This window comes from Bacteroides sp. AF34-31BH (assembly GCF_003602795.1).
GTDB lineage: Bacteria > Bacteroidota > Bacteroidia > Bacteroidales > Bacteroidaceae > Bacteroides > Bacteroides uniformis.
This window is the reverse complement of sequence record NZ_QTLV01000012.1, coordinates 42,452-55,634: the sequence shown is the minus strand read 5'-3', so window position 1 is coordinate 55,634 and position 13,183 is coordinate 42,452. Positions and strand designations below refer to the sequence as shown.

The 13,183-nt window shown below is 50.5% G+C and carries 10 protein-coding genes; 9 read left to right on the top strand and 1 reads right to left on the bottom strand.

All coding sequences use genetic code 11. The annotated features are described in order from the left end of the window. Positions 1 to 134 precede the first annotated feature (134 nt). Positions 135 to 776, bottom strand: a complete 642-nt coding sequence (locus tag DWZ67_RS16080; protein WP_005834825.1) for an HU family DNA-binding protein — start codon at positions 774 to 776, stop codon at positions 135 to 137. A 359-nt stretch (positions 777 to 1,135) separates the two neighbouring features. Here DWZ67_RS16080 and DWZ67_RS16075 point away from each other — a divergent pair, with 359 nt between their 5' ends. The 9 genes from DWZ67_RS16075 (at position 1,136) to DWZ67_RS16035 (ending at position 13,178) form a co-directional block, all read left to right on the top strand. Beyond that, entirely contained in the window at positions 1,136 to 2,464 is a 1,329-nt protein-coding gene (locus tag DWZ67_RS16075; RefSeq protein WP_120139302.1) for a VapE domain-containing protein, read from the top strand. 260 nt (positions 2,465 to 2,724) lie between these two features. Further along, positions 2,725 to 3,852, top strand: coding sequence for a Rid family hydrolase (locus DWZ67_RS16070; protein ID WP_005834831.1), 1,128 nt, complete (start codon positions 2,725 to 2,727; stop codon positions 3,850 to 3,852). A 79-nt stretch (positions 3,853 to 3,931) separates the two neighbouring features. Beyond that, positions 3,932 to 4,546 (top strand): DUF4369 domain-containing protein, encoded by a 615-nt coding sequence (locus DWZ67_RS16065; protein WP_117969089.1) that lies wholly within the window; start codon positions 3,932 to 3,934, stop codon positions 4,544 to 4,546. Further along, positions 4,518 to 5,969 carry a DUF6057 family protein gene (locus DWZ67_RS16060; RefSeq protein WP_120139301.1) on the top strand — a complete coding sequence of 484 codons (1,452 nt, stop codon included), beginning with the start codon at positions 4,518 to 4,520 and terminating at the stop codon, positions 5,967 to 5,969. The genes DWZ67_RS16065 and DWZ67_RS16060 overlap by 29 nt, the downstream gene beginning before the upstream one ends. A 3-nt stretch (positions 5,970 to 5,972) precedes the next feature. Continuing rightward, positions 5,973 to 7,448, top strand: a complete 1,476-nt coding sequence (locus DWZ67_RS16055; protein WP_098031867.1) for a TolB family protein — start codon at positions 5,973 to 5,975, stop codon at positions 7,446 to 7,448. A gap of 50 nt (positions 7,449 to 7,498) precedes the next feature. Next, the gene (locus DWZ67_RS16050; protein ID WP_120139300.1) at positions 7,499 to 9,265 is read left to right on the top strand and encodes a DUF6057 family protein; all 1,767 of its coding nucleotides are present in this window, start codon (positions 7,499 to 7,501) and stop codon (positions 9,263 to 9,265) included. Positions 9,266 to 9,275: 10 nt separating this feature from the next. Continuing rightward, on the top strand, positions 9,276 to 10,736 hold the full coding sequence (locus tag DWZ67_RS16045; RefSeq protein ID WP_394811638.1) for a TolB family protein: 1,461 nt from the start codon (positions 9,276 to 9,278) through the stop codon (positions 10,734 to 10,736). A 131-nt stretch (positions 10,737 to 10,867) separates the two neighbouring features. Continuing rightward, the gene (locus DWZ67_RS16040) at positions 10,868 to 11,983 is read left to right on the top strand and encodes a glycoside hydrolase family 26 protein (RefSeq protein WP_005834842.1); all 1,116 of its coding nucleotides are present in this window, start codon (positions 10,868 to 10,870) and stop codon (positions 11,981 to 11,983) included. Positions 11,984 to 12,005: 22 nt separating this feature from the next. Then, complete coding sequence (locus DWZ67_RS16035) at positions 12,006 to 13,178, top strand: glycosidase (protein WP_005824991.1); 1,173 nt, start codon at positions 12,006 to 12,008, stop codon at positions 13,176 to 13,178. Positions 13,179 to 13,183: the final 5 nt, after the last annotated feature.

The window sequence follows — 13,183 nt, the reverse complement described above, 5'->3', positions numbered from 1 at the left end:
ATGCAATTCACATTCCTTTTTGTATTACCCCTGATTTCAGGGCGCAGAATGTTTCTTTTTATCCCTGCATCTCCTTCACCTCCTTCTCCCATCCTCCTGTTCATTGGCTTTCCCGGTGAAACCGCTTTCCACCCTCATCGCCCCGCCTTTGCATCGCGCGACACGCCGTAGTATCCCGGCATGGCCCGGTAGATGGGTTGCGTGGGCTTCCCCACATTCTTCAGCTTGCCCTCTTGCTGCAACCGTTTCAGGTGGACGTTCGCGGTGGTGCGCGCCATGCCGCAGAGCGCTTGGAAGTCACTGCGAATCAGCACGTCGTGGTCGGCAAAGTATTCTTTCAGCTTCATGTCTATCTCCACTTCCGAAAGCTTCAGGGAGTGGCGGGTGTATTTACTGCGGATGGCATTGACTCCCGTCATCGCTTGTTTCAGCCTGACGTCGGGACGGAAGCTGATGCTTTTCAGCCGGAGTTTCAGGTGCTTGTTCGGGGTGCTGCGGGTCACTTTCTGTGTGGCTTCCAGGGTGGGGGCGAAGTAGCCCAGCCCTTCGATGTGCACCTCGTGGCCGTCGCGCAGTTCTTCGCCGCAAATTTGCGCCAGGCAGTCTATCGCGTTCATCACGTCGCCCACCGTGAGCGAGCTGCGGGCATGCACGCGGTTGTAGAGCTGCCGCATGGTTACTTTCCCGTTGAGCAACGGGCGGGGATGGAGGCCTCTCTCTTCAGGGGCTTCCTCATTAGTGCCCGGATTCTCGTACCAGTCATATAGTATTGCCATATCAATAGGTTTTAGTGCGTTCAACATACTTGTTTCTTCCCTCGGAAGTGTCTTCCTGTAAGTGAACGACTCCGGTCGGCCGAACGAATAACCCGGGTCGTTCGATTGAACGACCTAAGTCAGGCGATTGGACGACCCGGGGCGTTCACTTATAAAGAACCGTGCAAAGGTACTGAAAATAAAGGGTTCCGAAGCATAAATAAGTATGTTTGTCGGCAGGAATGATTTTTGAAGAATAAGCGGAGAATGGTTTGCAAAACGCCCTCGGCAGGCAGTAACTTTGGCGAAGAGGCGAGAGGAAAGAAAGGATGATTCCCTTCCTCGAAACCTCCCAATAATCATTTTAATAAAAAATATTTATGAAGAAAAAACTGATGACTTTGCAGCAACACCGGCTCTTGAAGGAAGCGGGACAACTGATAGCCTTTTCCGAAAGGCTGAAACACGCACAAAAAGAAACGACCGACCGAAACTGGAAGGAGCGGGAAGAGCAGCGCCGCCGGAGCGCGAAAGCCGCAAGCACCGTGACTGCACTGAGCGGCGACATCGAGGAGTTCCTCACTTCGCGCTACGACTTTCGCTATAATCTGCTGACGGATGAAACCGAGTTCCGCCCCGCCGGACAACGCTCTGCCGCCTTCACCCCCGTGGGCAAGCGCGAGTTGAACACTTTCTGCATCGAAGCCCATGCCGAAGGTATTCCTTGCTGGGACAAGGACTTGAACCGATACGTCTATTCCACTTACATCCCTGCCTACCATCCCTTCCTGCTCTACATGGACGAACTGCCCGATTGGGACGGCAAGGACCGGCTGACTGCGCTTGCCTGCCGCGTCTCTTCTCGGCCCCACTGGGTGCGGGGATTCCATACCTGGATGCTGGGACTTGCCTCGCAATGGATGGGCGTGTCCGGGCTGCATGCCAACAGCGTGGCTCCCGTGCTTGTCAGCCGCGAACAGGGACGACGGAAATCCAGCTTCTGCCGTGCCTTGATGCCCGATGTGCTGGCACGCTACTACACCGACAACCTGAAACTGACCTCGCAGGGACAAGCCGAAAGGATGCTGGCGGAAATGGGGCTGCTCAATATGGACGAGTTCGACAAGTATGCCGAAAGCAAGATGCCGCTGCTGAAAAACCTGATGCAGATGTCGGTGCTCAACATCCGCAAGGCCTATCAGCAGAACTTCAGGCAACTGCCCCGTATCGCCTCGTTCATCGGCACCAGCAACCGCTTCGACCTGCTGACCGACCCCACGGGGAGCCGGCGTTTCCTCTGCATCGAGGTGAAGCACGACATCGACTGCACCGGCATAGAGCACGACCGGATTTTCGCCCAACTGAAAGCGGAACTCATTGCCGGACGGCGCAGCTGGTTCACCAAGTCGGAGGAGGAGGAACTGCAACGGCACAACGAGGCTTTCTATCGTGTCAGCCTTGCCGAGGAGGCGGTTCGCAGCTTGTTCCGTGCCCCGCTTCCGGCAGAGAAGAGCATCGACCTGACTGCCGCCGACATCTTTGACGAGTTGCAAAAAACGCATCCCGCCCTGATGCGTGGCAGCAATCCCGTGCAGTTCGGCTCGGTGCTGTTGCGGGCGGGACTGAAACGCCGGCATACGAAGTACGGCAACGTATACGAGGTGGTGAGAAGGAAAAAAGAAGTTTCACCGGAAAGGGTTGAACGATAGGGAAATAATGCGAAAGGTGAAGGGGTGAAGGAAGAGAAAGCCGGTTTATAGTCTCATTACGGATTGACATAGATTCCTATTAATTCAGGTTGTAGATGCCGATGGGATAAATATTTTCGCTCATAATAACTGTATATTTTATAGATTTCTATAAAAGTAACTTTTTTATAAGAACAAAACAAGCGAAAGTTGCGATTTTCACTACTTCTTGTCGGATAAAAAACTTATCTTTGCGATTGAAACAATCTCTTGTTAATGATATGAAATACACATCATATTCTTATCCTTCAGGCAGGGCGGAAGTGGCTGCATTTGTTGTGACCGGCGGAGTGACGGAATACCATGTGATGATACATGCCACTGACCCGAAACAGACCTATCGTGAACAGATGAATGTCGTGTTGGATGCGTATGCCGCTTTACTGAAAAAAGAACTGTCCGGAGCCGTGGCGGTTTTTAAAAGATACTTCCTGAGTGATGCCGCCAACCAAGCGGAACTGTTGCTTGCCGCTACGGCAGAAAGCTCCGATTGCGCGCTGTCTGTGGTGGAACAGCCTCCGCTGGATGGTACCAAGATTGCTTTGTGGGCCTATCTGCAGACCGATGTGCAGACACGAGTGCTGCCGAACGGACTGTATGAAGTGAAACACGGTGTTTACCGCCAGCTCTGGATGGGAGGCAGCTTCAACCGTGCCGCCAATTCGGAATACCAGATGCGTCTTTTGCTCAACGACTATGCCATGCAACTGATGGAGGAAGGGTGTACTCTGGCCGACAATTGCCTGCGTACCTGGATATTTGTGCAGAATGTGGATTGCAATTATGCCGGTGTAGTCAAGGCACGTAATGAGATGTTCGTCACCCAGAACCTGACGGAGAACACGCACTATATTGCCAGTACCGGTATCGGTGGGCGTCATGCCGACCCGAAAGCATTGGTGATGCTTGATGCTTTTGCTGTAGCGGGATTAAAGCCCGGACAAATCAAATATCTCTATGCCCGCACACACCTGAATCCCACTTATGAGTATGGAGTCAGTTTCGAACGGGGAACGGCGGTGGATTACGACGACCGTCGGCAAGTACTCATTTCCGGTACGGCGAGTATCAACAACCGTGGGGAAGTGATGTATGCCGGAGATGTACGCCGTCAGACAGAACGGATGTGGGAGAATGTGGAGGCTCTGCTGAAGGAAGCTGACTGCGGCTTTGGAGATGTAGGGCATATCATTGTCTATCTGCGTGATATTGCGGATTATGCTGTAGTGAAAGAGATGTTTGACAAGCGTTTTCCCGATACGCCGAGAGTGATTACGCTGGCTCCCGTCTGTCGCCCGGGGTGGCTGGTGGAAATGGAGTGTATGGCGGTGAAGAAAATCTCTGATTAAAAATATTATCTTTGGTTAATTGAATATTAGGCTGACAGTTGGTAAACGCCTACCTTTGTTGAAATTCTAATGTATAAGGATGAAAACACGTATCTTGCTTTTCTGTATCAGTTGCCTTCTTTGGGCAAGTTGTGGAAATTCCGGACAGAATTATGTGATTGAAGGAACGTTGCCGTCGGTGAAATACGACGGGGAATGGATATACCTCGTGCCGATGGAGAATGCGCCGGGGCGGGTGGATTCTGTAAAGATAACCAATGCCTCTTTTTCTTTTTCCGGACAAGGGGAGGAGATGAGGGTGTTGCGTCTGCGCCATCTGCTGCGTATCTACATCCAGGAACTGCTGGTGGTGACGGAGCCGGGAACCATACATGTGAAGGCCGACTCTGTCGGCTCGGTAACGGGCACTCCGCAAAATGATGCCCTTCAGAAATGGAAAGAGGGGAGGGAAAAGAAGCAAGAGGCTTACCATTTCATCCGGACGGGACTACGGAATGCCACCGGAAAAGATTCACTGCATCTGATACAGATACGTGACAGTCTGAGGATGCAGGAGCAGGAAACGAACTTTCTGTTTTTGAAAGAGCAGGGAAACAATACGTTGGGAATATTCATGCGGAAGATGGTGCGTGGCTCCTTGACGGAAGAACAACAAAAACTGTTGGATGAAAGCTTGCAGAAGGAAATACATTGAATGGGGAGCGGCAGGAATCGGCGCTTTGGCGTTGTTCCTTTTTTTCTTCCGGATATTGCCCTATCATCTGTTCCATCGGGAGCAGACACAACTCTTTTTGCTTGCCACCGAACCATTGGCCGGGTATCTGCGGCATCCGGCGGCTCTGGCACGTCTGTCAGGAGATTTCCTCACTCAATTCTTTTATTACGAAGGGGGTGGTCCGGCCATAATGGCTGTCGTGCTGTTGCTTTGGGGAGTGGTGGTGTTCCGTTTGTTGGTCCCGTACATGGGACGTTGGGCGTGGATTCCTACGGTGTTGGCGGTGGCTTGGGAGGCAGGAAGGCAATGCGGATTGAGTTATCCGCTTTCCGGCACAATCGCTTTAACCGGTATCGGAGGTGTTTTGTTGTTGTGTCGTAGCTGCATGCGACGTTCGTGGAAGTCGGGCTTAGCGGTAAGCATATTGGCGGTATTGTCCGGCTATTGGCTGTTTGGCTGTGGCGATTGGTCGTCACGATGGTACAATATGCCCGATTTAGGGCGAGAATATCTTTTGGCGTTGGATTCGGAAATGTATTTCGGCCGTTCGGAAAAAGTACGGAAACTGTTGGCGGAGGGTGAATACCGCTCTCCGTTCACTGCCTATTATTATAATTTGCTGAATGCACAGCAGGACCGACTTCCCGACCGGCTGATGGATGGTTATCAACCGGCTTCGCAAGGGCTGTTTCTGCCCGTGGCTCCCCATTCTACCTACCTCACTATTTATGCAGCCAATGAAGTCTGGTTTGCGTTGGGAGATATGACGATGGCTGAACATGCTGCCATTCTGGGAATGATTTTTTCTCCGCATCATACCGGAGCAAGAGCTGTCAAGCGTTTGGCGGAAATCAACCTGGTGAACGGTGATGAGGCGGCGGCTATGAAATATCTTCGTCTCCTGCAAAAGACAATGTGTTACCGTGATTGGGCAGGACGGCGTATTCCCGGAAAACAGACGGCCGAAGTCTGCCAATGGCTGGAACGGAAGCGGTTGTTGTTGCCTGCAACGGATACTTTGCGCTCTTCTGCCGACATTCCGCTTTCACTTCGTCATCTGTTGCGTAACAATCCTGATAATACGTTGGCATGCGATTACCTTCTCTGCTTTGATTTGCTGAATAAGGATATTGGGGCTTTCGCCGGAGATTATCGGGAGTTTGCTGCAAAGAAGTTTCCTTCCAGATTGTATGCCGAAGGTTTACTTATCTATCTTGCCGGGAAAAAGGCTTCGTTGGATGAAGTGGAAAAATGGAATATACCGCCTCAAGTATTGGATGAATTCAGTGAATATACCCGGCTGTACGAGGCAAACGATGGTAATGGTGCCCCTTTGCAAGCCAAATACGGAAAAACATATTGGTTTTATTTCCACTATGCTACGATGAAAAAGGGGAAGTGATTTATGATGAACATAGATATGAAATATATACAAGTTGTTGTGGGGCTGTTACTGTGCTACTGCCTATATGCTTGCAGTCCCCGTCCGGAGTCTGTACAGCCTGCAGACCGGTTATTGGTGCTCTATCCGGAATATCAGGATGTAACCATTCCCTACAATGTGGCTCCTTTGAATTTCCTTGTGCGAAATGAAGGGGTGGATGCGGTGTGCGTGAGTGTAAAGGGAGCATCGGACAGCTTGGAGATAAATGCGCGCGGGAACAAGGCGATATTCCCCTTGAAAGCTTGGCGTGCATTGCTGGAAGCGGAGAAGGAACATACTTTGGAAGTAGTTGTTACTGCCCGTACCGACGGCCGCTGGCTGCGCTATCCTTCCTTTGCATGGCAGGTAGTGGCGGACAAGCTTGACGCCTATGTCAGTTACCGTCTGATAGAGCCCGGTTATGAGGTATGGAATGCCTTGCAGATACGTGAACGTTGTATTGAGAATTTCGAAGAGCGTATTTTGGCGGATAACAGTCAGACAGACGGCAAGTGCATGAACTGTCATGTGCACGGAGGAAATAGTGGCAACCTTTCGATGTTCCATCTTCGGGGTGAGGGAGGGGGGACTGTCCTGAACCGTGACGGCAAGCTCCGTAAGCTTGCCTTGAAGAATGAACAGATGATATCTGCGGCTGTCTACGGGGATTTCCATCCTGACGGGCGGTATGGTGTGTTCTCGTCTAATGTGATTATTCCCATGTTCCATACGGAAAGTAACCGCCGTCTGGAAGTTTACGATACCGTCTCCGATTTGGCTGTCGCCGATTTTGACGGAAACCGGATGATTCTATCTCCGCTTACGGCGGATTCCACCGTATTGGAAACTTTTCCCACATTCTCTGCCGATGGGAAATGGATATATTACTGCTCAGCTCCGACTGTGCCATTGCCGGACAGCGTACAGCAATTACGCTATTCGCTTTGCCGCATTGCGTTCGATGCCAATCACGGCGCATGGGGTGACCGCGTGGATACCCTTTGGAATGCCCGGCTGGAGAAAGGCTCCGTGTGTCATCCGAAAGCCTCACCGGACGGACGCTACCTGCTTTATACCGTTGCTGATTATGGAACATTTCCCATTTGGCACCGGGAGACGGAATTGCAGCTGATGGATTTGCAGACGGGCGCCATCGACTCCCTGCCAATGGTCAACTCCAGCCGTTCGGACACTTATCACAGTTGGTCGTCAGGCAGCCGTTGGTTTGCCTTTGCCAGCAAGCGGGGTGACGGGCAGTACGGGCGGGTTTATTTTGCCTATCTGGATGCTGAAGGGAAGGCGCATAAGCCTTTTGTGCTACCCCAGTCGGACCCTGAAAAAGACGATTTGACATTGAAATCCTACAATATTCCCGATTTGTCGGCTACTCCCGTTCCTTTTGATGCTTCTTCCATCAAGCGGATAAACCGGCAACTGAAGGCTGAGGAATTCAAATGACAAGACATACAGAGAGTAACAAATTGTAAATAATAAATTGTAAATAGTAAATGTTCTTATTTCTGAAAAAGACTTGGAAGATAGGGTTGTCGATACTTTTTGGCGTAGCGGTGCTTCTCTTTTGGGGAAGCGTATATCCGGCCCATATTTCCTATCAGGAGCAGTTCCAGCTTTTCTTGTTCGATGCCGACTACTGGTGGGAACGGATAGTGGTTCCCGGTGGGTTGGCCGATTATATCGCAGAGTATCTGACGCAGTTCTATTATCACGTGTGGGCGGGAGCTTGTATTCTGGCTTTTTTGTACGTGTTGTTGCAACGGTTGGTTTGGAAACTGGCGAAGGAGCAGGGTGCGGCTGATGTGTATTATCCGTTGAGTTTTCTGCCCATCATTGTCTTGTGGCATTTCATGGGTGATGAAAATGCGATGCTGTCATTGGCGGTGGCTCTACTGCTGGTATTGTCAGCATCCTGCTGGTATGTGGATTTGAAGGGGAAGTGGCAGCGTGTCGCGTACATTCTGATTGTCCTTCCGCTGCTTTACTGGACAGCGGGTGCGGCACACTTCATCTTTATGGGCTGGGTGACTGTACGTGAGTTCCGGTTGAATCTTAAAGGTAAGAATTTCTGGGGTGGTGTCGGAGTGTTCTGGGGTGTAGGATTGTGGGGTATCGGCTGTCCGCTATTGGCAAGCATGTGGGTACAATTCCCCATTTACCGTCTGATGGGTGGTATAGGATATTACCGTTTCCCGGCAGTGATTCCCTGGATAGAGATAGGGCTTGCCGTATTACTGGTTGTTCTCCCCTTCCTGCTGTCCGCTTTGCCCGCTTTGAAGAAGAAGCCGGTATTTTATGGAGTTCTGCAAGTGGTGGCGGTAACATTGTTCGGCTATTACTACGTGGCGGCTGGTTGCGATATGGATAAAGAGGAAGCGATGGAGTATGACCAGCTGGTACGTAATAAACAATGGCAGGAGATTATAGAAAAGGCAGAAGAGAAGTCACCGGTTTCACCTTTCGGCGTGACCTGCCTGAATCTTGCTTTGGGAAAGACGGGACAGATGGGCGACCGTATGTTCGAGTTTTACCAGAACGGGACGGAAGGGCTGCTGCCGGAGTTTCAGCGTGATTTTACTTCTCCGTTGCCCACCAGTGAGGCATACTATCATTTGGGTATGGTCAATACGGCACAGCGTTTCACTTTTGAGGCGATGGAGGCCATACCTAACTTCAACAAGAGTGGCCGTTGCTTCAAGCGTCTGGCAGAGACGAACCTGATAAACGGGCAATACGAAGTGGCAGCCAAGTACCTGCGTTTGTTGAGGAAGACAATCTTCTACAGGGATTGGGCAGAGGATGCCATGACCTATCTGTATAATGAGGAAAAAATCAATGCCCACAAGGAGTGGGGTTGGTTAAGGCAGATACGCTATACGGAAGACTTCTTGTTCAGCAGCCAGGAAACGGACATCATGCTGGGGCTGCTTTACCAGCACAACCACCGGAACCGGATGGCATTTGAGTATATGCTGGCCTATGTCCTGCAGCAACGTGATTTGGAACGTTTCATGAAGTACTATCCGCTGGGTAAGCATGCCGGCTACGACCATATTCCCCGCAGCTATCAAGAGGCGTTGATATATGTATGGACACAGACGCACAAGAACTTCCAGGGTATGCCGTGGAGCATTTCGCCCCAAGTGGTGCGGGATGTAACGGAATTTGCGCGGATATATACCTCGCAGCAGAATGCCCGGCAGATGTTGGAGGCGCGTTTCGGCAGTACATACTGGAATTATTTGCTACTAAGAAAGTAAAATGAAAAAGATGAAGAATATAGCTGTTTGCATAATGGCTGCATGGTGGTTTGCCGCTTGCGGCAATCCGGTGACTTCCCCGGAAAGGGTGGATGAATGGCCGGATATCTATCCCGACTATATCGGTGTGACTATTCCTGCAACCATTGCTCCTATGAATTTCAATTGTATTGGTGGAGCGTACGAACGTGTGGATGTGACCGTGACCGGAGGAAAGTCCGGAGAGATGCACGTAAATGATAAAATAGTATCATTTCCGCAAGATGCATGGCAAGAGCTTTTGGAGGAGAACAAGGGTGATAGCCTTCTGTTTACGGTATGTATCCGGAAAGACGGCGAGTGGAAACAGTACCGCTCTTTTCCTATGTATGTCAGTCCGTATCCTATAGATTATGGGGTGGTATACCGCAAGCTGGCTCCCGGATATGAAGTTTATAGCAAGATGGGCATTTATGAGCGTGACCTTGCTTCGTTCGAGGAGCGTCCCTTGCTGGAGAATACCATGGTGCCGGGCATGTGCCTGAATTGTCATGCTTTCAACAAAACAAATCCGGACCATCTGAGCCTGCATATCCGTGGAAAGAACGGAGGGACCTTGATGCAGATAGACGGGAAGCGCGAAATGCTGGATACGAAAACGGATTCCACTCTCTCTGCGGGGGTGTACCCTTATTGGCATCCAAACGGCAAATATATTGCCTATTCTGTCAACAATACGCGCCAGTCTTTCCATGCGGTGAAGGATGAGCGTGTGGAAGTGCTCGACTTGGAATCGGATGTACTGGTCTATCATCCCGAGACACATGAATTACTGCTCTCTCCCTTGCTTCAGAAGAAGGAAGTCTTCGAAACCTTTCCAGTATTTTCACCGGACGGACGCAAACTGTATTTCTGTACTGCGGAGGCCAAGCCGATACCGGCGGAATATAAGGAAATACGTTATAGCTTGTGTAGTATAGATTTCAATCCGGAAGACGGGACATTTGGCGAAAAGATAGATACGCTGGTCAATGCGGCAGCTATGAAGAAAAGCATCTCCTTCCCGAGGCCCTCGTACGATGGCGAGTATATCATGTTTACTTTGTCGGATTACGGGAATTTCTCAATTTGGCATAAAGAAGCCGATTTATGGCTGTTGGATTTGCAGGATGGCGGTATGCGTCCCATAAAGGAGGTGAACAGCGATGATACGGAAAGTTTCCATAACTGGAGCAGTAACTCCCGATGGTTTGTGTTCAGTAGCCGCAGGGGAGATGGGCTTTATACCCGTCTGTATCTGGCAAGTATGGATGAGAATGGGGTGGTGGGCAAGCCTTTCCTGCTTCCTCAGGAAAATCCTTGGGAGTATTACGACCGTCTGGTCTACTCGTACAATGTTCCCGATTTTACAAGCGAACCGGTGAAGCTGGAACGCCGGAAAGTGGAACGGGGAATTGTCTCGCGGAAGCGCGTTCCGGTGAAAGTTAGATGATACGTTTTTTATATTCTGCTTTTTAATACAGTAAAGGGATAAAATTGTATCATTTTCTCTTGGTGCAATCCGCTATCTTTGTGCCAGGAATTAGTGTTACCAATAACAATACCAGATTGAAAAACATGGATATGAGAAAAGTAAAATTTGCTATGATGATTCTGGCGGCAAGTCTGTTGACCGCCTGCGGTTCTTCCAAGAAAGAACAGAGTGTGAATGAAGAGACGGCTGCTGCGCGTACGCAGGAAACGGAGAACTTACTGGCTAACTTGAAAAAAATCCCTTCCAAAGGTATCATGCTCGGCCATCATGACGATACGGTATATGGTATCGGCTGGGAAGGTGAGGAAGGCCGTTCGGATGTGAAAAGCGTGTGTGGCGACTATCCGGCTGTTATCAGCTTTGATTTGGGAGAGCTGGAACTTGGGAATGCCGCCAATCTGGATAAGGTTCCCTTCGATAAAATCAGGAAAGAGATAATCAATCAGTATCAGCGGGGCGGCATGGTTTCGCTCAGTTGGCATGCGCGCAATCCCAAGACGGGCGGTGATGCCTGGGATGTATCGGATACGACGGTGGTGAAGTCCATCTTGCCTGGTGGCGAGAATCACCAGAAATTTGCCGGCTGGTTGGGAGGAGTGGCCGATTTCCTTCATTCGTTGAAGACGGCGGACGGCGTGAAGATACCCGTACTTTTCCGTCCCTGGCACGAACACAGCGGCAGCTGGTTCTGGTGGGGCGAAAAACTGTGTACCCCTGAAGAGTATAAGGCATTGTGGCACATGACAGTGGATACTCTGCAGGCCAAAGGAGTGGACAATGCACTTTATGCTTACTCTCCGGGCACGGAACCCAAGGACACGACGGAATATTTGAAGAAGTATCCGGGCGATGAGTTGATAGACGTTATCGGTTTCGATACCTATCAGTTCGATCGGGATGCCTATCTTGCCGGGATGGATAGGGCACTTTCCATTATCGACAGTGTAGGGAAAGCACACAATAAGGTGATTGCTGTGACCGAAACCGGTTACGAAGGAATTCCCGATGCCAAATGGTGGACTGGTACTCTGCTGCCTGCGTTGGAGAAATATCCGCTTGCCTATGTGCTGGTGTGGCGCAATGCCCGTGAAAAGGTGACCCATTACTATGCCCCCTATCCGGGACAGACATCTGCGGAGGATTTTGTGGAGTTCTATAACAATCCCAAGACGCTGTTTGCAGCTGATGTAAATCTGTATCAATAAACAAACAATCAATATAACAGACATGGAAGCTTTTAAAGAAAAGGTAGAGAGGCTCTTTCAGAGACACGAAGAGTTGATTACGAGAAAGAATGTGGCCGTGGAAGACGGCAATGGCATATTCACCCGCTATAAATATCCGGTAGTGACGGCTGCTCATACACCTGTATTCTGGCGGTATGATTTGGATGAGAAGTCCAACCCGTACCTGATGGAACGTATCGGTATGAATGCGACCATGAATTCGGGGGCCATTAAGTGGAATGGCAAGTATCTGATGGTGGTACGTGTAGAGGGCGCTGACCGTAAGTCGTTCTTTGCCGTAGCCGAGAGTCCCAACGGCATTGATAATTTCCGGTTCTGGGATTATCCCATCACCATGCCCGAAGACGCGATTCCGGCAACGAATGTATACGACATGCGCCTCACGGCTCATGAGGACGGCTGGATTTACGGTATCTTCTGCGCCGAACGCCACGACGACAATGCGCCTGCCGGTGATTTGTCCTCGGCTACGGCTACAGCTGCCATTGCCCGCACCAAGGATTTAAAGAACTGGGAACGCCTGCCCGACCTGAAGACCAAGAGCCAGCAACGCAACGTAGTGCTGCACCCGGAGTTTGTAGATGGCAAATATGCCCTCTATACCCGTCCGCAGGATGGCTTTATTGATGCCGGCAGCGGTGGTGGTATCGGCTGGGCGCTGGTGGACGACATAACCCATGCTGAGGTGAAGGAAGAGAAGATTATCGACCAGCGCTACTATCACACCATCAAGGAGGTGAAGAATGGTGAAGGTCCGCATCCCATCAAGACTCCGAAAGGATGGTTGCATCTGGCTCATGGTGTCCGCGGTTGTGCCGCCGGATTGCGTTATGTGCTCTATATGTACATGACTTCCCTGGAAGACCCGACGAAACTGATTGCCACTCCCGGTGGGGCCTTTATGGTACCCGAGGGTGAGGAGCGTATAGGTGACGTAAGCAATGTACTTTTCACCAACGGCTGGATTGCCGACGAAGACGGAACAGTATTCATCTACTACGCTTCTTCCGACACGCGGATGCATGTGGCTACCTCTACCATTGATAAGCTGGTGGACTATTGCATGAATACGCCTGCTGACGGCTTGTCTTCATCAGCTTCGGTAGAAACGTTGAAGAAGCTGATAGACAAGAATTTGCAGATAATGAAATAATAAAA